Origin of the sequence: Mangrovibacter phragmitis, from assembly GCF_040429585.1 — a bacterium.
In the GTDB taxonomy this organism is placed as follows: domain Bacteria; phylum Pseudomonadota; class Gammaproteobacteria; order Enterobacterales; family Enterobacteriaceae; genus Mangrovibacter; species Mangrovibacter phragmitis.
Genome location: NZ_CP134782.1, coordinates 1,296,307 through 1,322,228, shown reverse-complemented (window position 1 = coordinate 1,322,228; position 25,922 = coordinate 1,296,307). Strand labels below are relative to the sequence as shown.

The following is a 25,922-nucleotide window of genomic DNA, read 5'->3' as shown; positions in this document are numbered from 1 at the left end:
CCCTGAGGAGCGACGAATGAAATATGATTACATCATTATCGGCGCCGGGTCCGCAGGAAATGTGCTGGCCGCGCGTTTAACAGAAGACCCGGAAACCACGGTGTTATTACTGGAAGCTGGCGGGCCAGATTACCGCATGGATTTCCGCACCCAGATGCCCGCTGCGCTGGCATACCCGTTACAGGGGCGGCGGTATAACTGGGCCTATGAAACCGAACCAGAGCCGCATATGAATAACCGGCGCATGGAGTGTGGCCGCGGTAAAGGTCTGGGCGGTTCATCACTGATTAATGGCATGTGCTATATCCGCGGTAATGCTCTTGACCTGGATAACTGGGCACAGGACCCGGCGCTGAAAAACTGGGATTACCGCCATTGCCTGCCTTATTACCGTAAAGCAGAAAGCCGTGATACGGGCGCAAACCCATGGCATGGCGGAGATGGGCCAGTCAGCGTGACCACACCGAAAACTGGCAATAACCCGCTGTTTAACGCCATGGTGGAAGCGGGCGTGCAGGCCGGCTACCCACGCACTGACGATTTGAATGGCTACCAGCAGGAAGGCTTTGGCCCAATGGATCGTACTGTCACACCGCAGGGCCGCCGTGCCAGTACCGCTCGTGGTTACCTCGACCAGGCAAAACAGCGCGCAAACCTGACCATTGTCACCCACGCTTTAACCGACCGCATTATTTTCGAAGGTAAACAAGCGGTCGCCGTTGAGTACCTTGAAGGTGACAGCAATATTCCGGTACGCGCAGAAGCAGAACATGAAGTATTGTTATCCGCAGGCGCTATTGCCTCGCCTCAAATTCTGCAACGTTCCGGAGTGGGGCGCGCAGACTGGTTGCAGGAACTGGGGATCCCGCTGGTGCACCACTTACCTGGTGTTGGGGCTAACCTGCAGGATCACCTGGAAATGTACCTACAGTATGAGTGCAAAGAACCTGTCTCGTTATGGCCTGCGTTACAGTGGTGGAACCAGCCAGCAATTGGCGCCGAGTGGTTGTTCAATGGTACAGGAGTTGGTGCCAGCAACCAGTTTGAAGCCGGGGGCTTTATTCGCTCCGATGCCCGTTTTGCGTGGCCAAATATTCAGTATCACTTTTTGCCGGTAGCCATCAATTACAACGGCTCAAATGCCATCCAGAAGCACGGCTTCCAGTGCCATGTAGGTTCAATGCGTTCACCCAGTCGTGGTCGCGTAAAGCTTCGTTCCACTGACCCAAGAGAAGCTCCGGGTATTTTGTTTAATTACATGTCCTGTGAGCAGGACTGGGAAGAGTTCCGTGCCGCCATTCGCCTGACGCGGGAAATCATGCAACAACCTGCGCTGGATAAATTCCGTGGTGAAGAAATCAGCCCGGGTTCCTGGTGCCAGAGTGACGAAGAGCTGGATGCCTTTGTGCGCGAACATGCCGAAACCGCGTTCCACCCTTGCGGCACATGCAAAATGGGCAGCGATGAACTCGCTGTGGTTGATGGTGAAGGCCGGGTACATGGCTTAACCGGATTACGGGTAGTGGATGCGTCTTTAATGCCACAAATTGTCACCGGTAACCTCAATGCCACCACTATTATGATTGGTGAAAAAATTGCCGACATGATCCGTGGACGTGAGGCACTACCGCCATCGGACGCGGATTATTACGTGGCTGGTGATGCACCAGTGCGTAAAACCCCATTGCGTGAAATCACAGCAAGAAGTACCGTGCCAGAAGCATAACATCTGCCAGTCGGGCCCCATACCGGGGCCAGACTGGGTTATTGCCAGGCGCGTTCAGCGCAATAATTTGAGCGAACCCGTCAAAGAACGTACCCACTTACGTGGCCCACATAATGCAATACCATCCAGCGGTTCTGCACTCAAATCTCGCCGTGCAACTTCGGTAAGGTAAGTTTCTATCTGTTGAATATCCCGTGCAAACGCCGGGTATACCACCAGCGCTGTACGGCTGTCACGCTGTTGGCAGCGCTGCAACAAAAGTTGCAATGTGTCGGCATCTGCCTGTAACACCGGCATGGGCAAACGACTACTGGTATCAAACCACAAACCGGTCTGGTCACTGACTTGCCCGGCAGAAAGCGCCGGGAACCGTGATCCCAACCCGGTTGCCAGTGTTCCCACCGTATTTGCCAGCAAACCGGCAGATAAAGCCGGGTTGACAACTACGGCAAGCGCAAAATCATCCATCCTGTTTTCCTCTTCTGTTTGTTCTGCCACTAGTCTGGCACCGTTACAGTGAAAAAAGGTTTCTCAATTTGCGTGTTATTGCTTATAAAAGGATTTATTTTTCTGGAAAACATTAATATATGGAAAATTTAACCTTTTCACTGCAAAAGAAAGATATTCAGTTACTGATGCTATTGCAGCAGGACGCCAGGTTCACCAACCAGCAGTTAGCTGAAAAATGCGGCATGTCTGCCACACCTTGCTGGCGACGGATACGCCAGTTAGAAGAGGCAGGAGTAATTGCGGGTTACCGGGCGGTACTCGATCGCAAAAAAGCCGGGCTTGGGATCATGGCTTTTGTTCGGGTCAACATTGACAGCCACAACGAACAACAGGCATTGACTTTTGAGCAGGCGGTAAGTGAATTACCTCAGGTGATCGCCTGTTATGCCATTGGCGGCGGTGCAGATTTTTTATTGCAGGTTGTGGCACGGGAACTGGACGATTATTCAGACTTCGCCATGAAGGTTATTCGCCGTCTGCCAGGGATAAAAGCAATGGAAACGTCATTTGTGCTTAAAGAAATTAAACCACTTAGTGGATTGCCTGTGGGGGATGGGTATCGGTGACCATGACCGGACCCGGCATTTTAGTGACCCAGATCAACAAAAACGTTTCAGCAAAAATGTAAATTTTTTAACATATTAAATATCAGTAATTTACATACAAATAAAGCAAATTAAAACCGTAAAGCTTTACTGAATTGAGTCGTTATATAGCAGCACTGACCCTTAATTTTATCCAGGCTGCAACAAATGAAAAAACTTACCTTTTTTTATAAAATCGTCCTCAGTTTTTCACTTATTTTGGTCCTTATGGCGGTCGTTGGCGCTGTGTCTGTGTACCAGCTCAACAGCAATAATCAGCGTATTGTTAATTTCCGTAATGAGCGCGTTCCCGGCATTCGCTACACCCTGCAAATGCGCGGTATCCTCTCGGAGTTACGTTTACAACAGGTGCAAATGATTGCCTCCAAAACGCTCAAGGAGCGTAACGGGCATCGTGAGGAACTGGCTCAGGCCATCGAGAATTTCCTTGCAGCAGAGCGGCAGTATCTGGCACTCCATACGGAAAACAGCCGCTCAGCCCTGGCTCAAGATGTAGTAGATAATTTTTCTTCTTTTGCCGACGCAAACCAGTTGGTGCTGGCAGCCCTGGATAAAGAAGATATTGCTGGTGCCAGCCAGATAAGCGGACAGAACTCAGCCAAATACCGTACTCAGTTAATGAAAGACCTGGCGCAACTGGTGGATAAGGAAATTGCCGCCGGTGAGCGGTCATCAGAACAAGCTGCGGATAATTACAGCTTTGCAGTAAAAATGTTGTTAGCACTGGGGGCCCTGGCATTACTGACTTCTGTCATCATTGCAATAAAGCTTACCCGCAGCATGTCAAACCAGCTGGGCGGTGAACCGGCTTATGCGGTGGGTATTATGCGTCGTATTGCTGATGGCGATCTCACTGTGCCTATTGTGCTGAAAGCAAATGACAGCACCAGCCTGCTGGCATCACTCGATAGCATGAAAGAAAAGTTAAAACTGACTATCAGTAACATTATGGCTGGCAGTAACAGTATTTCTCAGGCATCCACAGAAATTGCCCAGGGTAACACCAACCTTGCCCAACGCACAGAAGAGCAGGCCGCTTCATTACTGGAAACCTCCACCAATATGACGCGCATTACTCAAACTGTGAAAGAAAACACCGACAACGCGAAAACGGCCAGCCAGTTGGCGCAGAGAACGTCAGATGCTTCAGTGGAAAGTTCGCATATTGTGGAGAATATGATTGGACAAATCCAAAATATTTCCAACAGTTCCAAAGAGATAGTCAATATTATTGCGGTCATAGAAAGTATTGCTTTCCAGACTAACTTGCTGGCACTTAACGCCGGAGTGGAGGCTGCGCGTGCGGGAACGCAGGGGAAAGGATTTACTGTAGTGGCAAACGAAGTGCGGGTGCTGGCGAAAAAAACAGCCGATGCAGCACAGGACATCAAAAAACTTATTGATGACACAGTCGATAAAATTAACCAGGGTTCATTGCAGGCGGCACAGGCCAGCAAAGCGATGGAAGATATTAAAACGTCAGTCAACCAGGTGACTGCCATTGTTGGCGATATATCAATGGCCAGTGATGAGCAAAACACGGGCATTACTGAAATTGGCCGGGCAGTTGAACAAATGGACCTGGTGACTCAGCAAAACTCAGCACTGGTTGAACAGGTTGCTGTTGCCGCACAGTCACTGTCAGAACAGGCATACTCGCTGCATGAAGAAGTGCGCTTCTTCCGCCTGGATACTGTACAGGACTATTAACCTGTTATCATTAGCCTGGATAACTATCCAGGCTATAACACTACACTACCAGATAACGAACAACTCGCAGGGGGCGTTTTCAGACTGAAATAGCAAGTGTGTGGTAGTGGCCAGGTTACCCCCCAATGCCGCAGTTCAGTATTGCCAGTGAATGCTTTACCACAGTATCCGCATCCAGGTGCCTGAAGCGATCATCATGTTGCATGCGCACAACAGGCACCAGCACCAGAGACAAGACCGAGGTAATGAGTAACTCAGGGGAGAGGGCGGAATTCAGCTTTCCGGCATCTTGCCAGGCTATTATTTTTGCCATCAGCGCCTGATACTTGTCATCACCCGCACTGGCCACCATATGTGCCCGCAGTACCGGAATTTCACCGGAGATTTCCTGCATCCACAAAGGAGCAAACCAGTGATGTTGTTCCGCCTGGTTTACCAGTTCCCGCACCATAAAAGAAAATGCCTGGACCGGGTTATCTGCATGTGCCGTGAAATGTGCAGTCATACGCTCGCGAATAGGCATAAATCGCTCCTGGACAATGGCATCCAGCAACTGCTCACGGGAGTGGAAATAGTAATGCATCATGGCCGGAGTAACCCCAGCTTCTCTGGCTATTCCGTTTAAAGACGTAGGCGCAACCCCCTGACGGGCAAACAAACGCAGCGCAATATCCAGCAGTTGTTCACGGTTTGCCGTACTACTTTTTCCACCCCGCGGACGCCCGGGTTTGCGTGGTGAAGTCGCTTTTTGTGCAGTAGTCATTTCCTTCTCCCTTGACCGGCATGTGAATCAGTCTAATATTAATTGGGTATTTAATTAATTACAAACAGGTGCACTATGCCGACTGATACAGTCAACCATTCTCTCTCACCGCAGCCTCTGGTGTCATCATTACGTTTGCTATTCAGTGCGTTAATGCTGGTTATGCTGTTGTCTGCACTGGATCAGACCATTGTCTCCACCGCGTTGCCCACCATTGTGGGTGAGCTTGGCGGGCTGAACCAACTCTCCTGGGTAGTCACCGCATATATTCTGACGTCCACCGTTGCCGTACCACTCTACGGCAAATTTGGTGATGTCTTTGGCCGCAAGCGGGTGTTACAGGTAGCGATTATATTGTTTTTGTTGGGTTCGGTGCTCTGTGGGGTGGTACAGAACATGGCACAACTGGTACTGATGCGCGCTTTGCAAGGTCTGGGAGGCGGTGGGCTGATGGTCATTAGCATGGCCGCAGTGGCAGATGTCATTCCTCCCGCAGAGCGGGGGCGTTATCAGGGCCTGTTTGGCGCGGTATTTGGTTTAGCCACCGTTATTGGCCCGATGATAGGCGGTTTCATTGTTGAGCATATGTCCTGGCGCTGGATCTTCTACATTAATGTACCACTTGGGTTACTGGCATTATTGATCATTACGACGGTATTTAATGGTTCAGGCCAGCGTAACCACCACCAGATTGACTGGCTGGGCGCTATTTATCTTACCCTGGCGTTGGTTTGCATCACACTGTTTACCACAGAAGGGGGCAGCGTTCGTGCATGGAGTGACCCGCAACTCTGGTGCATTCTGGCATTCGGTATCATTGGCATTATTGGCTTTATTTATGAAGAGCGCCTGGCCTGGGAACCGATTATTCCACTGCGCCTGTTTCGTGGCCGGACATTTTTGTTATGCAGCCTGATGAGCTTTATTTTTGGTATGTCACTGTTCGGTTCAATTACTTTCCTGCCGCTTTACCTGCAGGTGGTTAAAAATGCCAGCCCAACCTAGGCCGGAATGCAACTCCTCCCGCTGATGGGTGGGTTGTTACTGACTTCCATTATCAGTGGGCGCATTATCAGCCGCACCGGGAGATACCGCCTGTTCCCCATTGCCGGTACATTGTTGGCAGTCTGTGGCATGGTGATGCTGACCACGATAACCCCCACAGACTCAATTGCTAAGTTGTATCTCTTCACCAGTATTCTGGGAATGGGTCTGGGGATGGTGATGCAGGTACTGGTTCTGGCAGTACAGAACAATGCAGCACCAGGGGAATATGGAGTTGCCACTTCAAGTGTGACGCTGTTCCGCTCGATTGGCGGCTCAATTGGGGTCGCCGTGTTTGGCGCAGTATTCAGCCACGTTTTACAATCGCGGCTGGTTGATTCGCTACCCCCAGGTGCAGTATTGCCAGCAAAAATGAACCCACTGGCAGCACAACAACTCCCGGCAATGGTTCATGACCACTACCTTGCGGCCTTTGGCAGCGCCATTCATGCCGCGTTTTTGATGGCGGCCTGTATTATGGTTATTGCTTTTGCGCTGTCCTGGTTTTTGCGTGAAACACCGTTAAAACGCAGTGCGCAGTAACAGGTTGTTTGTCAGGGGTTATTTTCCGGCGCGAATGTTAACCAGCCAACCACGCCACTACTGGCGCCATCCCGTGGGTGGTTAACCCCGTCAAGAACCGCAACAGGTGAGAAGTCAAAGGGGGACACACCTTCAATACAGGCAACATTAACGCCATATTGCCGTGGGTTGGATCTGCGCTGGTGAAAGGTATAAATGCCGCAGACAGAGCAAAAATAGTGTGCGGCCTCGCCAGTGTTAAAGCGGTATTCGGTCAGTTTGTCTTTGCCCTTAGTCACTGTGATACCAGACAGTTCAGCAGAAACTGCCACAGCGCCACGCATCCGGCAAAATGAACAGTTGCAGCGCCGGACGGTATTGAAACCATCACTCAGTTCAACGCTAAACTCAACAGCGCCACAGTGGCACCGGGCTTTTACTATTTTCTGCATTGTCTGTTCCTCCGGCTTATGGAATCTTTCCTATCACATTGTATGCCACACATTACAATCACGCTTGTGGCTGACAATACAGTGTCGTTTTAGCGACAAACTTACCACTAACGTTCCAACTGATGGGGCGGCGATTCACTGGAGTTGCTCACGGAATCTGTCACAGGCAGCAAACAGATGAGCAGGCACATTATTGGGCGTACACTGTTGCCAAATAAGCAAGGAGAACACATGGTAACCCAACAACCCCTGTTTACCGGGTTTGACCCGCAAGGGCTGTTGTTTTTGCGTGATGTCCGGCAGAACAACAGCAAAGAGTGGTTTGACGAAAACCGTTCTATTTATGACAACCTGCTGGTTAAGCCTTTTCGCTCGCTGGTCAGTGAACTTGCGCTACCAATGCTGCAAATTGACGATCAGTTCGAAACCCGCCCGGCAATTGGAAAAACACTGTCTCGTATTCACCGCGACACCCGTTTTTCCCGTGATAAATCCCTGTATCGCAGCAACCTGTGGCTGACATTTAAGCGCAGCAGCAAAAACTGGACGGATGCTCCCACGTATTTCTTTGAATTTGGCCCCGACTGGTGGCGCTATGGGCTGGGGTATTACAGTGCATCGCGCGAAACCATGAATCTGTTCCGGGAAAACATATTGGATAACCGTGAACATTTTCTGTCCATCACGCAGCCTTTACTTTCCGATTTCAACCTGGAAGGGGAGTCTTATAAGCGCCCGTTACTGAAAGAACCGCAGGCACTGGCAAACTGGTATAACCGCAAGTCATTCGCCCTGATTTACGATGGCAAAGAAACAGAAACCCTGTTCAATGACCAGTTACCGGGTTTATTACAGGCAGGGTTCGAACGCCTGGCACCGCTCTACCATTTCCTGATGGAAATCGAAACGCAAAAACGCCGTACCATACTCAACTGAAATACCTACGCCAGCATGCCCAGTCATTAATGTGGTAACTGGCGTTTCCCCCACTTGTTTTGCTTCTCTTTGGTTAAAAATCAGAAAAAACCACGTCCTGATCAAAAAACAGATAATTAATCATTACCTTCAGAGTAATGATTTCACCCGTTACTTTATTGATGCTAACGGTTTAACAGCGCAGACTTAATCTCACAGCAGGCAAATCAAAATGATTAGCTTAATCAGGAGGTTATAATGTTGTCTGGGCAAACGCCAACCCGCGTCTGGAACCAGCGCCGTACCAATAAGCAACAGCGTATGGCCGCAACAGGCGTGAAGGGCAAAGTAATCCCCACCGGGGAACTTGTCTCAATGCTGGAAAAATTAGTGGCGCCGGGTGACCGGGTCGTTCTTGAAGGTAATAACCAAAAACAGGCAGACTTCCTTTCCCGGATGCTGGCTGAGGTAAACCCACAGAAAGTCCATGATTTACATATGATCATGCCAAGTGTGGGCCGCAGCGAGCATTTGGATCTGTTTGAAAAAGGCATTGCCCGCAAACTCGACTTCTCATTCTCCGGTACGCAAAGTTTACGTATCTCCCAGTTGCTGGAAGATGGGTTGCTGGAAATTGGTGCCATCCATACTTATATCGAACTTTATTCGCGTTTATACGTTGACCTGGCACCTAATGTCGCGCTTATCGCTGGCTATAAAGCAGACCGGAAAGGCAACCTGTATACCGGGCCGAGTACCGAAGACACGCCAGCTCTGGTCGAAGCAGCCGCATTCCATGACGGTATTGTTATTGCCCAGGTGAATGAACTGGTTGATGACGAGTGCGACTTACCGCGTGTCGATATCCCAGGCTCCTGGATTGATTATATCGTTGTTGCGGATAAACCCTTCTTTATTGAACCGCTGTTCACCCGCGACCCGCGCCTTATCAAGCAGGAACATATCCTGATGGCCATGATGGCTATCAAAGGGATCTATGCCGAGCACCAGGTGCAGTCGCTCAACCACGGTATTGGTTTTAATACAGCGGCGATTGAGCTGTTGTTACCAACCTACGGTGAACAACTGGGGTTGAAGGGCAAAATCTGTAAACACTGGACACTCAACCCGCACCCCACATTAATTCCTGCTATTGAAAGTGGCTGGGTGGAAAGCGTGCACTGCTTCGGTGGTGAGCTGGGTATGGAAGACTATATCGCAGCACGTCCGGATGTGTTCTTCACTGGCGCAGATGGTTCTATGCGCTCCAACCGCGCATTCTGCCAGTTAGCCGGTCAATACGCTGTTGACATGTTTATTGGTTCCACTCTGCAGGTTGACGGCCTGGCCAACTCATCCACGGTAACGCGTGGCCGCCTGGCTGGGTTCGGTGGGGCACCGAATATGGGCCATGACCCGCACGGCCGCCGCCATGCCACTCCGGCCTGGCTTGCCATGATAAACGAACCCGATCCAATGCAACGTGGCCGGAAGCTGGTGGTGCAGATGGTTGAAACCTTCCAGGCCGGTGTTAAACCCACGTTTGTTGAAAAACTGGATGCTGTTGAAGTTGCCAAAACCTCCGGTATGCCGCTGGCTCCGGTGATGATTTACGGTGATGACGTCACTCACGTTCTGACCGAAGAAGGCATTGCCTACCTCTACCAGGCGGAAAGCCTTGAAGAGCGCCGGGCCATGGTTGCCGCAGTTGCCGGGATAACCGATATCGGTCTGGGCGTTGATGCCAGCCGGGTCGAAGCGTTGCGCCGTAGCGGGAAAGTGCGCTTCCCGGAAGATATGGGCATTCGCCGCACTGACGCTACCCGTTCGTTACTGGCCGCAGGCAGTGTTGCCGACCTGGTTGAATGGTCAGGCGGTTTGTATAACCCACCGGCAAAATTCCGGAGCTGGTAATGAAACTACAGCCACAGAGCAGTGCTGATGCTGTTGCGCAACGTCTGGCACAGACAGCAACCCGCTGCCTGATTGACGAAGCCCGCCTTAGCCCTAAGCCTGGTCTTGTGGACAGCCGGGGAAATGGCGCGCACAGCGATTTATCACTCAGTCTGATGGAACGCTCAGCACACAGCCTGACCCCGACATTTTTCGCGCTGGCACAACAGTGCTGGCGCAGGCCGGCAGATGTCGCATTACGTCAATTAATAGGCCGCCTCGGGCGAGAAGGTGAGCAGAGCATGATGGCGGCAACCAACGGCGTGAATACGCACCGGGGCGCAATTTGGGCACTCGGTCTGATGGTAAGCAGTTGCGCCATGTTGTCTGGAAATGCAACAGCCAGTGCCATCAGCGAGCAGGCAGCACGCCTTGCTCAGCTACCAGACCAGGCCGCACCAACGGTATTCAGTAAAGGCCTGCGGGCCAGCCACCGGTACCGCGTACCGGGTGCACGGGAAGAGGCCGCTCAGGGCTTCCCTCATGTGATGAAACGTGGCCTGCCTGCTTTATTGCACAGCCGCGCACAAGGGGCCAGTGAGCAGCACGCCATGCTGGATGCGCTGATGTCTATCATGACCACGCTCAGTGACACCTGCGTATTATCGCGCGCCGGAATGGTTGGTCTTGAAGCGATGCAACAGGGCGCAAATGCGGTTCTGAAAGCCGGGGGATGCGCCAGCCGCGCAGGCAGGCAGCAGCTTGCTGACCTCGACCAGACCATGCTCAGGCTCAATGCCTCACCAGGTGGTGCCGCAGACTTACTGGCCGCCACGCTATTTATTGACCGTGTCGCATTGCCGGCATCGTAAACGTTATTTTTAAGAGGTTGTTATGGAACAGATTTCATTGTCTTTTCCGGCCTCCCGCCTTGTCAGTGGCAAAGCACTGGCTGGCGTCGTGGGGTCAGGCGATATGGAAGTGTTATTTGAGTCCACTGCAGGACAAACACTGGAAATCGCAATCACCACCTCCGTGGATAATTCTCAGGCACGCTGGCAGGCGCTGTTTGAACGTATTCGTTCACTGGGGCAATTACCCGCAGGGCAAATGCAGATCCACGATTTTGGCGCAACGCCAGGTGTGGCCCGTATTCGCATCGAACAAGTATTTGAAGAGGTGAGCCATGCGTGAATTTCAGAGCTTTATTGAACTGAGAGCCAGAGACCGGGCGAAAGCAATACTGGATGAGGGTAGCTACCGTGAATTGCTCGGGCCATTTGACGGGCTGATGTCCCCCTGGCTTGGGCCGCAGGGAATTGTTCCCCAAAGCGATGACGGCATGGTTATCGCCAAAGGCACCATTCAGGGCAAACCCTCCGTTGTGGTTGCTGTAGAAGGAGCATTCCAGGGCGGCAGTATGGGTGAAGTTTCTGGTGCCAAAATGGCCGCAGCACTGGAGCTGGCTGCGGAAGATAACCGCAAGGGTATACCAACTCAGGCTGTGTTGTGCCTGGAAACCGGCGGGGTACGCCTGCAGGAAGCCAACCTTGGTCTGGCGGCCATTGCAGACATTCACGCTGCAATTGTTGACCTGCGCCGTTACCAGCCAGTTGTGGGCATTATTGCCGGTACAGTGGGTTGCTTCGGCGGGATGTCTATTGCTGCCGGGTTGTGCAGTTATTTACTGGTCACCCGGGAAGCGCGCCTGGGCCTGAATGGTCCGCAGGTTATCGAACAGGAAGCAGGCATCGAAGAGTACGACTCCCGTGACCGCCCGTTTATCTGGAGCATAACCGGTGGTGAAGTTCGCTCACGCAGTGGGCTGGTTGACGGCTTAGTTGATGACAACGTGAATGCAATGAAAGACGCAGTCAACCAATGCCTTGCCAAAGGCGTACCTGCCACTCACCGCTCAGACAATTATGACGAGTTTCTCGCCCGTTTAACCACTTTTGATACCGCTAAACAGGTCGATTCCGAGCAAATTAGTGCATTTTTTGCCGGGGAGGGTAAATAAATGAGCCAACAAAATCGCGCAGCACTATGGCTGGACAAACTGGCATCAGGTGCGCAACGTATGCCGGGGCTGTGCCCGTCAGTGCAGGTTGCAGACGCCACACTCGACGGGCAGTTTGTGCGTTTTATTGCTGTGGTACCGGATGCCAACAACCACTATCCACGCGCCGCACGGGGCGAAGTCGGGTTGCTGGAAGGCTGGACACTGGCAAAAGTCGTTAACCGTACAATTGACGAAGATGCTGAAAAAAGTGTTAAACGCCCGATTATCGCAGTCATTGATGTACCAAGCCAGGCTTATGGCCGCCGTGAAGAAGCTTTTGGTATTCATCAGGCACTGGCTGGTGCCGCGGGTGCGTATGCCAAAGCACGCCTGGCAGGGCACCCCGTCGTTGGTTTGATTGTTGGTAAAGCCATGTCTGGTGCGTTTCTGGCGCACGGTTACCAGGCTAACCGCCTGATTGCGTTCAACGATGGCAATGTACTGATCCACGCCATGGGTAAAGCGTCTGCTGCACGTATTACGTTACGTACTGTCGAATCGCTGGAAAAACTGGCCTCCACCATTCCGCCAATGGCCTACGACATCAAAAACTACAGCACTCTGGGCCTGCTCAGTGAATTGCTTGACATTGCTAACCCTGATGCCCCGACACCGGATGACATAACCCTGGTGACGAAGACTGTGGCACAGGCAGTCTGCGATGCCCGTAATGACATCACGCTGAAAAACCGGTTGGGAGCAGAAAACCGTCGCCACTCAAAATTGGTTCGTGAGCGCCTGCGAGCGGCCTGGTAAAGATTCTCATAAAAAAAACCTGCCAGATGAGCATGGGCGCCCTGGCGCCCATTAACCCGGCTTGTCTGTAAAACATCGCAAACATTTTATTGTTATAACTACAGGTGAATTTATGACGTATGTAATTGTGCATGCCCTTGCCCCCATCTTTATCATCATGCTGCTGGGTTTCATGGCAGGTAAAACAAAGATGGTCGATAACAAGAATGTCTCTCTGTTAAATATATTCGTGATGGACTTTGCGTTACCAGCCGCGCTGTTTAGTGCAACAGTGCAGACACCCTGGGTTGGTATTGTGAAACAGTCCCCACTCATTCTTATCCTGGTGCTGGCAATGTGGGTAACTTACGCTGCTATCTACTTCCTCGCGGTAGGCGTATTTAAGAAAAGCCCACAAGATGCCGCTGTACTGACTCTGACTGTTGCATTGCCAAACTATGCAGCACTTGGTCTGCCAATCCTTGGCAGTGTATTAGGTGAGGGTCCGTCCACTTCTTTGTCTGTTGCGGTGTCAATTGCCTGCGGTTCTGTGTTGTTAACACCGCTGTGCCTGCTGATTCTGGAACGCGAAAAAGCACGCCAGTCCGGGGAGAATACCCGCTCAACAATGGCGATGTTGCCGGTTCTGATGTGGCGTTCCGTGAAGAAACCTATTGTCTGGGGCCCGTTACTGGGGGTTATCCTGTCCGCTATTGGCATTCGTATGCCGGAACTGTTGCTGTCGTCAATTAAACCGTTGGGATTATCTGCAACCGCTGCAGCGCTGTTCCTGACTGGGGTGATCCTGTCTGCCCGTAAACTAAAAATTAACAGCATGGTGATTATCTCCAGCATCACTAAACTCCTGATTCAACCAGCAATTGCCTTTGTTATTGTCCTTGCGCTGGGTCTGCATGGTGCCATTGCTATTACCGGGGTGCTGATGATTGCGCTGTCTGCCGGTTTCTTTGGTGTGGTGTTCGGTAACCGTTTTGGCGTGCAGTCGCCAGATGCTGAAGCTGTATTGTTGATTAGCTCCGTACTGTGCATTCTGTCATTACCGTTATTTATTTCCCTGACTTCAGGACTTTAACTATGCAATACCGTCCGCACGATCTTTTGTGGCTCAACAGTGAACCTGTATTTACCCGGCAATATAGCTGGCTACACCAGCGCTGGTCACTGGCACAACCGGTTGTCGTGCGGCGGGACTGGCGTAACGACGGGGCTATTCCTGTCGGCGTGCGTGGGAAAGGGCGTGGAGAGCGCGCTGCCGGGTGGGTGATGCCAGAGCAGGTGGTTGGTTACCTGCCTCCCGAGGCTCTGGCAACTCCGGCACACATCGGCAATTCTCCTTTTGCAAAACAGGCACCGCTGCTGGCAGCGGCCCAATTGTGCCAGCATACCTGGCCGTGGGTGTGGGGAATTACTGGTAGCACGGGGTTTGCGCTGGCAACCGGGCAGGCTGTATTACATAACGACAGCGATCTTGATCTTGTGATTCGCGCGCCTGTGGAGTTAGAGCATGAACAACTTATTGCCTGGCTGCAGGTGGTCGCGCACCTGGGCTGCCGTGCAGACACCCAGGTGGAAACCCCTTATGGCGGCTTTTCACTGAATGAATGGCTGCGCGATGGCCGGGTACTTCTGAAGACCAGCACCGGTCCATACAATACATCGCATCCCTGGCAACCAGTAACAGGAGAGAGGTTCTGATGAAAGTTATGTTTACTTTCCCCGGGCAGGGCACGCAGTACCCAGGCATGCTGGCTGACTGCCCGGACACCCCGGTAACCCGTGAACTGTTTACCCAAACCCGGGCAATTCTGGGTAGTGAGTTTGACCACCTGGATACTCCACAAGCGCTGAAGCACACACGAGCAGTGCAGCTTTGCCTGTTAATTTCTGCGGTAGCAACAGCGCGTTCCCTGACTGACGCTGGTGTACGTCCGGATATGGTGTGTGGATTATCAATAGGCGCGTACCCTGCAGCCGTAGTAGCCGGGGCGCTGGCATATGAAGACGCCGTCCGGCTGGTTGCGTTACGTGGTTCGTTAATGGAAGAAGCCTGGCCGAGTGGTTACGGGCTGACTGCGATTATGGGCCTCAGCCTGGGGCAGGTGGAAAAACTGGTGGATAACCAGACAACCTGGGTGGCAAATATCAATGCCGAAACACAGATTGTGATTGCGGGCAGCACAACAGCAATGGAACAGGTTGCACAGCAGGCTCTGGCACTGGGTGCAACCCGCGCGAAACAACTGGATGTCAGTGTTCCATCTCACTGCACGTTGCTGGATGCTCCTGCAGAAAAGCTGGCCCAGGCCATGCAGTCAGTGACAGTGTCACGCCCGGACTGCACCTGGCTCAGTGGCAGTACAGCCCGTGCTGTCTGGCAAGGCCCGGCTCTGGCAAACGACCTGGCTTTCAACATGGCACGCACAGTGAACTGGCGGGATGCCATGGTGGCAGCTATGGAACGCGATGCACGGCTGTTTATTGAAATGCAACCCGGCAGCACACTGACAGGGTTAACCCGCCAGGCGGTGACCCAGGGGGAATGTGTGGCATATTCCACTACACCACTCACGACAATTCAGCGCCTGGCGCAGCGGGTGAAAGGGGAATAGTCCTGAAATCACAGGGAATATTTCCCCATGAAAATAATTTTTAAAAACAGTACGTTAAGGTGATACCCTGGCAATTCTGAGAAAAGCGACCAATCAATATTTAATTCTCTACACCAGCTGAGGTAATTCTGATTTCCATTAGCGGTGTAGAGAATATATTCTCTTTAATTTATAATCCCCCAAAAGCAGCCAGAAAATCCGACAATCACGAAGCGCTGGATTTTCATATAATATCTGCATTTTAAAAATATAAACAGACAAAACAGGCACCAAAAATAATATTTTATTATTTCGCACACAGCAGAGATTAATATGAAATGGCTCATCCTGATAGTCATTGCACTCATCATTGTTTTCTGGTGGGTGAAAAGACGCAAAAAAAACACCATGGATGTAATGAAATTCATTGATATTAGCTACAAAGATACTGATGAATGAACATAACTGCATGGTGAAATAATGAAAAAAAATTCATTGATTAACTCGTCATGGCTCATTATAGAGAAAGTTATATCCATGCTCGGGCTTTTTTTGGTCAGTGCTTTCGTTGCTCGTTATATTGGCCCATCAATGGTTGGTCAAATCGCACTGGCAATCGCTTGCTTTCAAATTGTAATAGTCGTTGCTCAATTCGGTAGTGAAAATATTATTATCAAACGGCTATCAAAAAAAAGGTTATCAGGAATAAAGCTTGCCAAAACCTCCTTGATACTGCGAGTAATTATCTATATTTTATGTGCTGCAGGGATATTACTCTATGTGCGATCAGATAATTATGTTGAATTTGTATTTTTCTGTGCTGTCGGGATCGCGAGTTTTTTTACGGCCATAGACGTTGTTGCTACATATAATGACACCAATTTAAACTCAAAGCGGAACGCCATTCTAAATTTATTTGGACTGATAATCAGCCTTGCAATGAGATATATTATTGTTTATATGCAGTTAAACCCATTACTGCTAACGCTGCCCATTATAACAACAACATTAATCCCTTTTATGATGCGCGTGTATTTTTACTATATGAAGGATGAGGAAAGAACTAAAAACATCCGCCAGGAAAAATATCTGCAGCACTTCAAGTACCTTATAATGACTGGTAGCGCAATGTTTATTGCCAACATATCTGTTGCAATTTACCCGCGGGTAAATATTTTTTTCCTTTCAGAGCTTTCGGGGTCTCATGAGCTGGGTATTTATTCAGTTGCAGTTACCCTGGCAACATCATGGAACTTCATTATGTTGGCATTTGTGACATCCTGTTTCCCCTCAATTTACAATGAAGAGAATGAAAATCTGGCCGCAATTAAAACCACTCAATTAAATGTCATTATTGCCGTAATTTCCACAGTAGTCATTGTTGGATTCATAATATTTGGCAGCTATATTATTAAAACTCTCTATGGGCCGGCATTCACAACCGCCTGGCGCCCGGCTGTTATTCTTTGTGCAGGTACAATGCTGTCTGCAATGGGGGCAGTTTCTTCAAGATATATTGTAAAATTCTCTGGCTATCGTTATCTATCGTATAAGTCATTTATTGCTTTACTGCTGTGTATACCTGTTTCATATTTTCTTATTAAAAACCATGGAATAACAGGTGCAGCCTGCTCTGTTGTGGCACTGGAGTTTCTCTCTCTTACTGTACTGAATTATGGCTACAAAAATGGAACTGTGTTCAAAATGCATCGGCTAACATTGACATTTATACCTGCTTTACTGTCGCATCTTTGGCAGCAAAGACAAGGTAAAGCTTAGGTGATGTAAACTGTCCTCCTAAAACAGTGGGTGCCTTGCGGCAAAACCCGGTAGCACACAGGCAACATCGTGCGCACAACCGGGCACAACACTTAACGTTTCTGGGTGTAATGAAGGAAGCCGGGCCTGCTCCCAGGCCAGATAATTCTGCGCGCGTTGTAACCGGTAACTCCCCTGAAGGGTAGCAGCACAGGTCTTATCCAGGCGTTTGCTTGCTGTTCCCGGCCCGGTGCCACTATCTTGTGCGCCAACCATATAACTGATATCCGCCTGTTGGTAACGAATACGTGCCGCACGGCTTTTTGCCAAAGGCCATCTGGCCACACCATATTTCCCGCTATTATAATTCGGGAAAACCGTTGCGTCAGGTAAAGTCATAGTGATCTGGCACCTGGCCGGATACCTGCCAGCAGGGCCACATTGAGAGTCTGCAGCGGGCTTGTTGTTGAGGACCGCGACAGGGCGCTGTGCATCGAAATAAAGCCAGCTTCCGGGTGAAGCCACCAGGTAGCGCAAATTCAACCCGCCTGGTGGCAGTGCAGCAACACCAATATAGTGCTGAACAAACTGCCCACCCGCAGAAAACCCTGCCACAGTTATGGCGTGTAAATCTGGCCACTGCTGGTGAAGTTGGCGTACTAACGTATCCATGGCGTGAAATGAGCTGATACCAGGTGGATTTCCCAGAGATACTTCACCACTCATCCAGCCGCCACAAGACCAGCGGGCATCACCCGGTTTCGCACTTACCTCACCAGGCTTTTGGCAATGTGCGCCTTTCTGCGCCTGAAATATTGGTGCAATAACCAGAGTTGGGGTAGTAATGCGGGCGGCTTTAATTGCCGCGATGCCTGCTTCCAGGCTGTATCTGGCATCGTGCGGGTAACCATGAACGACAATCAGCGCCGCATGGGGATCACCCGTACCATTGACGCTGGCGACATACCACGAGAAATTGCCGGCATGGTGTGCCAACGCGATCGTCTGCAGGCAAATCTGTGATGAGGAATGGCTCGTACATTGTTGTAGCGCGTGGGCAGTGGGCGACAGGTTTTGTGCTGCTGCAGGCCGTGGGGTTACTGCCAGGGAAGCCTGTAAAAGCGTGCTGACCAGGCACAGCTTATAAAACCGGGTCACCACTATTGCGCCTCCATGCCACCCAGGCTGCGCGCATACATTCTTCCTTCAGCAGCCAGCGCCAGTAAGTTAGGATCCCGCTCCCGGTTACGGGCAAACACAATAGCAATAAGCTGACGCATCTGGTAAGGCTCAGCCAGCCGCAGCAGGTTAATATCATGCTCATACACTTTCCGCATCCGCCCCGGTATCAGCGTAAAGCCAACACCAGCCTGAACCAGGCTAATCAGTGAGAAAATATCATTAACACGGGTTATTATCTCTGGCTCAAATCCGGCGACATGAAATGCTTCCTGAAACCCGGCATAAGTGGCAAAGCCTTCTGCCAGTGCAACAAACTTTTGTTGATGGTAGTCCCGTAAATCTGCTGGTTGTTGCCCTGACAAATGCGCGCTGGAAGGGGTGGCAAGGAAAATATCATCATGAAACAAGGGCAGAACCTCTAACTGGGTTTTGTCCAGCTCACCGGCATTAACTGAGATAAGAATGGCATCCAGCGCACCGTTATCCAGTTGATTCAACAGCATTTGGTTAGAACCCATAGTGAGATCCATTTCCACTTCGGGGCGACGTAACTTCATGCCCATAATCAGCCGGGGGACCGTCTCCAGTGTCAGTGAGTAGAGAGTGCCAATACGTAAACGCCGCTGACCAATCCCGGCAATCTTGCGTGTTTCCTCAATCCCTTTCTCCAGGATACCGGTTGCTTCTTCGGTATATTCCAGCAATTTGCGGGCAGCGGGCAAAGCCACTAAGTTGCGCCCTTTATGGCTGAACAACGGGCAACGAATTGCTTCCTCAAGGGAGTGCAGGGCACGGTGAACACTGACCCCACTTAATCCTAAAGCCTCACCCGTGCGGGCAATATTCCCGGTTTCCATAAAGACTTTAAAAACTGCAAGTTTACGAAAGGTAATCTCGTTATCTATTGCCATTGGAATAACACTCTTTCTCACTGCTCTGGCTGAAGGATATCAGGAATCGCTTAATGATGACTGCCTTTTATAGAGAACCATCCGTAAGCTTTATTTGATGATTCATGCAGGAATAATTTTAGTGACGGGCTGTTATGATTTCGATTATCATAATGATAATCATTAACAATAAAATACAGTGGTTACAAGTGGCGAATTCTTCTTTATCTCATTTCCCGGTTGGGAAAATTTTCTTAAAAACAGCGTTAGCTCTGGCATGTTCATCCGCTTTCCCCGCTTTTAGCGCAGACAGCACAACCTCTCAGGCAGAAGACCAAATTACCGTTACTGCTAATACATCACCTGGTGCGGATACCGATAACAGCTATACCGTGCCACAAGTGAGTACAGCGAGTAAAATGCCGACCAACCGGCTGGATGAATCGCAATCTGTCAGTGTGGTAACACAGCAACAACTTAACGATTACCAGGTGACGTCGTTAAGTGATGCTATGCGTTTTGTCAGTGGTGTGGCGCAGGCCAATACTCTGGCTGGCACCGAAGATGGCATTATGCGGCGCGGTTTTGGTTCCAACTCAGACGGGTCTATTTTTCGTGATGGCGTACGCAGCAGCCAGGGCCTGAATCTGGATGCCACAACCGATCACGTAGAAGTGTTGAAAGGTTCGGCTTCACTGCTTTACGGGATCCAGAACCCAGGAGGTGTAATCAATGTAGTCAGCAAGAAACCCCAGTACGAATGGCGCACCAAAGTTAGTGGGCGTACCAGCAGCGAGGGTGGTGGTGCCGGCACAGTGGATGTCACTGGTCCATTAGGTAACGGCTTTGCGTTTCGTTTAATTGCCGAAAAACAAAACCAGGATTACTGGCGTAATTTTGGTGCCGATAAACACACACTGATCGCGCCGTCACTACAGTGGTACGGGGAAAAAGCCAGTGTGCTTATCAGTTATGAAGATTACCAGTACGACATCCCATACGACCGGGGGACAGCCTTTATTGATGGTAAACCCATCAACGTGGGTTACAAAACCCGGCTGGATGACTACGCGAACCATGCGTGGGGCCGTAATAAAACCTTCAACACCCAGTACAACTACCAGTTTAATGATACCTGGAGCACCCGCGTTACTGTTGGCCTGAGCCAGCGCCGTTATGATAATAACGAAGTGCGTGTCACCGCGGTCAACACCACAACAGGGGCCGTTACCCGCCGTGCCGATGCCAACCGTGGTTTTAACCACAAAACCAAATATGTCTCATGGGATATGATGGGCACGCCGACACTGTTCGGCATGACACACAACATCCTGTTTGGTACCGATTATGAGATGGTGCAGACTTACCGCGCACACCAGTATCAGGGCAAATCCAATACCATCTTTAACTATAATGATCCTGAATATGGTATTGCCTGGCCGGTAACGAATGATTCCACCGAAAAAACCAGTGCAGCGAACAACCTTAACCGCATCCATAACCGTTCGGTTTATCTCAAAGACAGTATTGAACTGACTTCAAAATGGACCGGAGTTGTAGGCGGGCGCTATCAGCATTATGAACAGCGTGCATCACAGGGCGTTCCGGCTGTACTGACAATGAGTGACGAGGGCAATAAGTTTCTGCCGCAAATGGGGCTTATCTACAAAGTGACGCCTTCTGTTTCTTTGTACAGTAGCTACAGTAAATCTTTCACGCCATCAACAGATGCCGATGACGACGGCCGGGTGGGCAAGCCTGAGCAAGGAACCACCTGGGAAGTGGGCAGTAAATGGCAGGTCACACCCAAACTCTTTGCGACGCTGGCGTTATACCGTATTGATGAACGGGATATGTCTTTGAGCATAAATGGTGACACTCATGAAATCGACAAAGCCCGTTCAAGCGGTATTGAGATGGAACTGAATGGCGAAATCGTGCCCGGAATTGATATCAGCGCCAACTACAGTTATGACCAGGCAAAAATTGTCGATGACGGCGTGGACAGTGATAACAATGGTAACCGTCTGGCGAACGCACCACGCCATTCTGGCGCTTTATACCTGAGCCACGGTGGTATCCGCTTACCTTCTGTACCAGGCGAATTTCGCATTGGTGGTGGGGCGCGCTATGTGGGGACTCGCGCTGGTGACCCAGAAAACAGTTTCACACTGCCGGATTATGTGGTTGCAGACAGCTTTGTCGCGTGGAATAACGCGTTGCTGGGTAAAGAAACCCAGTTACGCCTGAACCTGAATAACATGTTTAACAAACATTATTATGCGTCCAGCGGAGGCAATCTGCGGGTAAGGGAAGGTGAGGCGCGTAACGTTGTACTGGAAGCCAGTGTGACGTTTTGATACATATAACCGTTAATTGAAACGCAACTCAACTAGCAATAATATAATTGTAAATAGCGAAATAATAGCAAAGGGCACTACACACGTAGTGCCCGCGGTCTGTTTAGCCGCTACCTTCCATGGCCGCGAAGCGATAAATACGGTAAGACCATTGCCGTATTTACTTCATCAAAATCCGCCAACCGGAAATCCTATTAGCGGCAATTTTTGTTATTCAATTTTTCTTAATTTGCCATATTTATACCAGCGCAATTAAAAGGGTTTTATTTATTCAGAAAAATCATTCCCCAATAAATAACCATATTGAGCCCTGTTAAAGAGTGACCTAAAAATGGTGCTAAAACAAGCGATACCATGTGATCATGCCTGCATTTCTCGCTGATACTCACAATCAGAAAGAATAAATAAAGCAACGACTAACTGGTGGATAATTAATGTATTTAAAGTAAATTAAATTAATGGTAATACTCTTTCTACCTATTCAGGAGTAAAGCACCTTCTCCGAATAAATTATGCCCGTTGTTTCTCTAATCGCCGGTATAACGTACTGCGAGATATTCCCAGACGTTTTGCGGCTTCACTCATATTCCCCTGGCTGATGCGTATCGCTTCAAGCTCGTTTATACACGGGGCATGACAGGCTGTTTCATTCGGCGTGCGGGTGGTTGGCGGCACGGACAGAGGCGCGTGGGCGCTACGGGGCAAATCTGGAAGGTCGCAAAGGGTAACAGTTTGCCCGTTATCACTTAATGCCAGTAAAACTTTTAACTGGCTCAGTAACTGACGAACATTGCCGGGCCACGGGCAATCAGCCAGGTAACTGACCACCGACTGACAAAGCCTTATTCCCCGGACAGGAGCACCCAGTTCAGACCACAATTGCTCAATAAACAGGCCCTTGTTCTGCCACTGGCGTAATGGCGGAATTTCAACCGTAAATTCCTGGATTCGATAAAGTAAATCTTCACGAAACAGCCCTCGTTCGACTTGTTCTACCAGGTTACGGTGTGTTGCACACACCAGGGAAAAATCGACAGGAAAAGCGCTGTTCCCCCCCAGAGGCACAACGCGTTTTTCCTGTAACACACGTAACAGGCGAGTTTGCAGAGCCAGTGGCATATCGCCAATTTCATCTAAAAATAGCATACCACCATTGGCTTCCCGGAACTTACCTGCATAGCCGCGTGAACTGGCACCGGTAAACGCACCAGGCATATAACCAAATAATTCAGATTCAATCAGGTGTTCCGGCAGAGCCGCGCAGTTGATTGCCACAAAGTTGCCAGACCGCCATTTACTCTGGCGATACAGATGCTGCCCGAGATACTCTTTTCCGCACCCCGTCTCACCATTAATACACAGAGCAATACCGGCGTTGACCACGCGCAGCGTCTTTTCCAGATTAACACCTGAAGGAGCAAGTAAGGCTGTGGGTTCTTCTGCAGGTTTGCCCGGGCGTTGATCTGGCACTGTTACACCCGGGCGTTTTTGCGCCCGGTCAATATGCATCTGGTATGCGGTATCGCGCATCCAGGCCAGAGCGCCGTTCTCCATAGCACACGCAAAGATCGAATCCTGATGGCGTTGACCAAAATCCTGCGGTTGTAAGCCAAAATCGCGGCAGGCAAGTGAATTAGCGCCCTGTAAAATACCGTCTTCAAAGATAAGTGAATGGGTAAAGGGAGCCAGCTCAGGCTGGCCTTGCGGGCGTAGTTGCACTAACACCTGGCCGGCGGTGATTTGCTTTTGTACCCAGTGCTGCTCAATTTGCCATGCAGCACGGCTTAATAATTGCGTCGCGTCCTGCCAGGGCAGGGAGGCAGGTGACGAAATATCAATCACACCAGCCAGCTCCCCCCGGGGAGAGTAAACCGGCATAGCCGCACAAAATAGTGCTGCGTGGCGGCTGAGAAAATGTTCTTTACCACTCACTTCACAGTAGCGCCCCAGAGCAAGCGCGGTACCAATCGCGTTCGTGCCCCGCGCATCTTCACTCCACACGTTTCCCGGGGCCAACGCTAACTGCTCTGCCTTCTGCAGAAAACCGCTATTTCCGGTACTTTCCAGAACCATTCCGCCCGGATCTGACAAAACCAGGACACCAGCACGGGTACGAAATTGCGGAGTGAGTTGAGCCAGAAGGGGCGAGGCGTAACGCGCAATCCAGTCATACCGGTGACGGCTTTCCCCTAACTGCTCATGGCCTGCCACAGGCCGGTGATCATCATCCCGTGCTAACCCGTAATGCTGACTACGCCGCCACGAGTCACTCAATATACTGGCAGGCGATAACAATGGCGTGTCGTGTGGCAAATTGCGCATAAGCAGGCCTCAATACAAATGTTAATTATTTGTAGCACTTGAGTGTCTCACCTGTTGCGACACGCAACACAAAAATAAGACAGTCTTTGGTTGTTACCTTTGTTTACTGTTCCCGCAGGATTTACGTCTTCTAATTATCTCATTAGAAAACAATAAAATAGATTGATTTAACAGTTTTATGACATTCCTGGCATAAGACATGCTTATGTTGGAGCACAACACAACAGAACCAACAGTTCTGGATTCATCGCAAAACCGACTGAGGGAAATAATATGAAATATATCCATCCAGGTTTGCCGGGTTCACGAGTTTCAGTGAAAACCCGTTATGGCAACTATATCGGCGGCGCTTTTGTCGAGCCGGTTTCAGGTACATGGTTTACTAATACCACGCCAGTTACCGGCCAGGTTGCAGGCGAATTCCCGCGGTCCGACTACCGTGATATTGATAAAGCACTGGATGCCGCACATGCAGCCGCAGACAGTTGGGGAAAAACCAGTGTTCAGGAACGTTCTAATGTGTTGCTGGCAATTGCCGACTGCATTCAGGAAAACCTGGAAGTGCTGGCGCTGACAGAAAGCTGGGACAATGGCAAGCCGGTGCGTGAAACACTAAATGCCGATATCCCCCTGGCAGTGGATCATTTCCGCTATTTCGCAGGGTGTATCCGTGCTCAGGAAGGCAGTGCAGCAGAAATTGATAGTGGTACTGTGGCCTATCATATCTATGAACCACTGGGGGTGGTGGGGCAGATTATCCCGTGGAACTTTCCCATTCTGATGGCTGCCTGGAAACTGGCACCGGCACTGGCTGCCGGGAATACAGTAGTGCTGAAACCTGCGGAGCAAACACCATTGGGTATCAGTGTGCTGATGGAACTGATTGGGCCATTGTTACCACCTGGCGTAGTGAACGTGGTACACGGTTATGGTACAGAAGCCGGAGAACCGCTGGCACGCAGTAAGCGCATCGAAAAAATCGCCTTCACCGGGTCTACTTCCATTGGTCGCCATATTCTTTCCTGTGCTGCGGAAAACATCATTCACAGTACCGTTGAGCTGGGTGGGAAATCACCCAATATTTACTTTGAAGATGTGATGCGCGGTGATGAGAGCTTCATTGATAAAGCAGTTGAGGGAATGGTTCTCGGCTTCTTTAACCAGGGGGAAGTGTGTACCTGCCCGTCCCGTGCATTGATCCAGGAATCTATCTATCCGGAATTTGTTGACCGGGTACTCAAACGCATTGAGACCATCCGTAAAGGCGACCCCTTTGATACCGATACCATGATTGGCGCTCAGGCCTCGCAAGAGCAGTTTGATAAAATCATGTCCTATATTGATATCGCCCGGGATGAAGGTGGCGAAATCCTGGTGGGTGGAAACCACCTTAGCCATGGCGATGTTTTCACTAATGGTTTCTATATCAACCCAACTCTGATTAGAGGCCACAATGAAATGCGCTGTTTCCAGGAAGAAATTTTCGGGCCGGTTATTGGTGTGACAACATTTAAAGACGAAGCCGAAGCCATTGAGCTGGCTAACGCCACTCAGTACGGTTTAGGAGCGGGTGTCTGGACGCTGGACATAAATCGCGCCTGGCGTATGGGCAGAGCGATAAAAGCAGGGCGTGTCTGGACCAACTGTTACCATCTCTACCCGGCACATTCTGCATTTGGTGGCTACAAACAATCCGGAATTGGCCGCGAAACGCATAAAATGGCATTGCTGGCATACCAGCAAGTGAAAAACTTACTGGTCAGTTACGACAACAAACCCCTCGGCCTGTATTAATGACAGCGCTAACAGGTTAAGTTTTACAGGCCAGGCGTGCTTTACGCCTGGCTTTTGCTATTATTGTTTT

Annotated in this window: 22 protein-coding genes and 1 pseudogene; 17 read left to right on the top strand and 6 right to left on the bottom strand. The window is 50.3% G+C overall.

What is annotated here, in order from left to right:
- The first annotated feature begins 16 nt into the window (after positions 1-16).
- Entirely contained in the window at positions 17-1,726 is a 1,710-nt protein-coding gene (gene betA, locus MPHASIOC01_RS06280; protein ID WP_353614207.1) for a choline dehydrogenase, read from the top strand.
- A 54-nt stretch (positions 1,727-1,780) separates the two neighbouring features.
- Here the strand turns inward: betA and MPHASIOC01_RS06275 are convergent, their stop codons facing one another.
- The gene (locus tag MPHASIOC01_RS06275; RefSeq protein ID WP_064593639.1) at positions 1,781-2,194 is read right to left on the bottom strand and encodes a DUF2000 domain-containing protein; all 414 of its coding nucleotides are present in this window, start codon (positions 2,192-2,194) and stop codon (positions 1,781-1,783) included.
- Between the two features lie 119 nt (positions 2,195-2,313).
- Between MPHASIOC01_RS06275 and MPHASIOC01_RS06270 the strand changes: the two genes are divergently transcribed.
- Together MPHASIOC01_RS06270 and MPHASIOC01_RS06265 are read left to right on the top strand one after the other, a co-directional pair.
- Positions 2,314-2,802 carry an Lrp/AsnC family transcriptional regulator gene (locus tag MPHASIOC01_RS06270; protein ID WP_064593636.1) on the top strand — a complete coding sequence of 163 codons (489 nt, stop codon included), beginning with the start codon at positions 2,314-2,316 and terminating at the stop codon, positions 2,800-2,802.
- A gap of 186 nt (positions 2,803-2,988) precedes the next feature.
- Positions 2,989-4,551 carry a methyl-accepting chemotaxis protein gene (locus tag MPHASIOC01_RS06265; protein WP_353614206.1) on the top strand — a complete coding sequence of 521 codons (1,563 nt, stop codon included), beginning with the start codon at positions 2,989-2,991 and terminating at the stop codon, positions 4,549-4,551.
- A gap of 115 nt (positions 4,552-4,666) precedes the next feature.
- Here MPHASIOC01_RS06265 and MPHASIOC01_RS06260 read toward each other — a convergent pair whose 3' ends face one another.
- The gene (locus MPHASIOC01_RS06260; RefSeq protein WP_064593628.1) at positions 4,667-5,314 is read right to left on the bottom strand and encodes a TetR/AcrR family transcriptional regulator; all 648 of its coding nucleotides are present in this window, start codon (positions 5,312-5,314) and stop codon (positions 4,667-4,669) included.
- 75 nt (positions 5,315-5,389) lie between these two features.
- On the opposite strand from MPHASIOC01_RS06260, the pseudogene MPHASIOC01_RS06255 reads away from it, so the two are divergent.
- A pseudogene (locus MPHASIOC01_RS06255) lies at positions 5,390-6,901 on the top strand (MDR family MFS transporter).
- An 11-nt stretch (positions 6,902-6,912) separates the two neighbouring features.
- Here MPHASIOC01_RS06255 and MPHASIOC01_RS06250 read toward each other — a convergent pair.
- A complete protein-coding gene (locus MPHASIOC01_RS06250) occupies positions 6,913-7,332 on the bottom strand; it encodes a GFA family protein (protein ID WP_353614205.1) in 420 nt (139 codons plus the stop codon).
- Between the two features lie 231 nt (positions 7,333-7,563).
- Here MPHASIOC01_RS06250 and MPHASIOC01_RS06245 point away from each other — a divergent pair, with 231 nt between their 5' ends.
- The 11 genes from MPHASIOC01_RS06245 (at position 7,564) to MPHASIOC01_RS06195 (ending at position 17,325) form a co-directional block, all read left to right on the top strand.
- Positions 7,564-8,268, top strand: a complete 705-nt coding sequence (locus MPHASIOC01_RS06245) for a DUF2461 domain-containing protein (RefSeq protein ID WP_353614204.1) — start codon at positions 7,564-7,566, stop codon at positions 8,266-8,268.
- Between the two features lie 237 nt (positions 8,269-8,505).
- The gene (mdcA, locus tag MPHASIOC01_RS06240) at positions 8,506-10,161 is read left to right on the top strand and encodes a malonate decarboxylase subunit alpha (RefSeq protein WP_064593618.1); all 1,656 of its coding nucleotides are present in this window, start codon (positions 8,506-8,508) and stop codon (positions 10,159-10,161) included.
- Positions 10,161-11,012 (top strand): triphosphoribosyl-dephospho-CoA synthase, encoded by an 852-nt coding sequence (locus MPHASIOC01_RS06235; RefSeq protein ID WP_064593615.1) that lies wholly within the window; start codon positions 10,161-10,163, stop codon positions 11,010-11,012. The genes mdcA and MPHASIOC01_RS06235 overlap by 1 nt, the downstream gene beginning before the upstream one ends.
- A gap of 22 nt (positions 11,013-11,034) precedes the next feature.
- Positions 11,035-11,334 carry a malonate decarboxylase acyl carrier protein gene (gene mdcC / locus MPHASIOC01_RS06230; protein ID WP_064593612.1) on the top strand — a complete coding sequence of 100 codons (300 nt, stop codon included), beginning with the start codon at positions 11,035-11,037 and terminating at the stop codon, positions 11,332-11,334.
- Positions 11,327-12,160: a biotin-independent malonate decarboxylase subunit beta gene (locus MPHASIOC01_RS06225; RefSeq protein ID WP_353614203.1), complete on the top strand. Its 834-nt coding sequence runs from the start codon at positions 11,327-11,329 to the stop codon at positions 12,158-12,160. The genes mdcC and MPHASIOC01_RS06225 overlap by 8 nt, the downstream gene beginning before the upstream one ends.
- Positions 12,161-12,958 (top strand): biotin-independent malonate decarboxylase subunit gamma, encoded by a 798-nt coding sequence (gene mdcE, locus MPHASIOC01_RS06220; protein WP_353614202.1) that lies wholly within the window; start codon positions 12,161-12,163, stop codon positions 12,956-12,958.
- A gap of 112 nt (positions 12,959-13,070) precedes the next feature.
- A complete protein-coding gene (locus MPHASIOC01_RS06215; protein ID WP_064593602.1) occupies positions 13,071-14,030 on the top strand; it encodes an AEC family transporter in 960 nt (319 codons plus the stop codon).
- 2 nt (positions 14,031-14,032) lie between these two features.
- Positions 14,033-14,653, top strand: a complete 621-nt coding sequence (locus MPHASIOC01_RS06210; protein ID WP_353614201.1) for a malonate decarboxylase holo-ACP synthase — start codon at positions 14,033-14,035, stop codon at positions 14,651-14,653.
- Complete coding sequence (mdcH, locus tag MPHASIOC01_RS06205; RefSeq protein ID WP_353614200.1) at positions 14,653-15,567, top strand: malonate decarboxylase subunit epsilon; 915 nt, start codon at positions 14,653-14,655, stop codon at positions 15,565-15,567. Before MPHASIOC01_RS06210 ends, mdcH begins: the two co-directional genes overlap by 1 nt.
- 312 nt (positions 15,568-15,879) lie before the next feature.
- The gene (locus tag MPHASIOC01_RS06200) at positions 15,880-16,005 is read left to right on the top strand and encodes a hypothetical protein (protein ID WP_156518959.1); all 126 of its coding nucleotides are present in this window, start codon (positions 15,880-15,882) and stop codon (positions 16,003-16,005) included.
- Between the two features lie 21 nt (positions 16,006-16,026).
- The gene (locus MPHASIOC01_RS06195) at positions 16,027-17,325 is read left to right on the top strand and encodes an oligosaccharide flippase family protein (protein WP_353614199.1); all 1,299 of its coding nucleotides are present in this window, start codon (positions 16,027-16,029) and stop codon (positions 17,323-17,325) included.
- Between the two features lie 18 nt (positions 17,326-17,343).
- On the opposite strand, the gene MPHASIOC01_RS06190 is transcribed toward MPHASIOC01_RS06195, so the two are convergent.
- Together MPHASIOC01_RS06190 and MPHASIOC01_RS06185 are read right to left on the bottom strand one after the other, a co-directional pair.
- Positions 17,344-18,465 carry a hypothetical protein gene (locus tag MPHASIOC01_RS06190; RefSeq protein WP_353614198.1) on the bottom strand — a complete coding sequence of 374 codons (1,122 nt, stop codon included), beginning with the start codon at positions 18,463-18,465 and terminating at the stop codon, positions 17,344-17,346.
- Positions 18,465-19,397 (bottom strand): LysR family transcriptional regulator, encoded by a 933-nt coding sequence (locus MPHASIOC01_RS06185; protein WP_064593591.1) that lies wholly within the window; start codon positions 19,395-19,397, stop codon positions 18,465-18,467. Before MPHASIOC01_RS06185 ends, MPHASIOC01_RS06190 begins: the two co-directional genes overlap by 1 nt.
- A gap of 152 nt (positions 19,398-19,549) precedes the next feature.
- Between MPHASIOC01_RS06185 and MPHASIOC01_RS06180 the strand changes: the two genes are divergently transcribed.
- A complete protein-coding gene (locus tag MPHASIOC01_RS06180; RefSeq protein ID WP_405027767.1) occupies positions 19,550-21,736 on the top strand; it encodes a TonB-dependent siderophore receptor in 2,187 nt (728 codons plus the stop codon).
- A 510-nt stretch (positions 21,737-22,246) separates the two neighbouring features.
- Here the strand turns inward: MPHASIOC01_RS06180 and MPHASIOC01_RS06175 are convergent.
- Complete coding sequence (locus MPHASIOC01_RS06175) at positions 22,247-24,058, bottom strand: sigma-54-dependent Fis family transcriptional regulator (protein WP_353614196.1); 1,812 nt, start codon at positions 24,056-24,058, stop codon at positions 22,247-22,249.
- 273 nt (positions 24,059-24,331) lie between these two features.
- Here MPHASIOC01_RS06175 and MPHASIOC01_RS06170 point away from each other — a divergent pair, with 273 nt between their 5' ends.
- On the top strand, positions 24,332-25,852 hold the full coding sequence (locus tag MPHASIOC01_RS06170) for an aldehyde dehydrogenase family protein (RefSeq protein WP_353614195.1): 1,521 nt from the start codon (positions 24,332-24,334) through the stop codon (positions 25,850-25,852).
- The last annotated feature ends 70 nt before the right edge of the window (positions 25,853-25,922 follow it).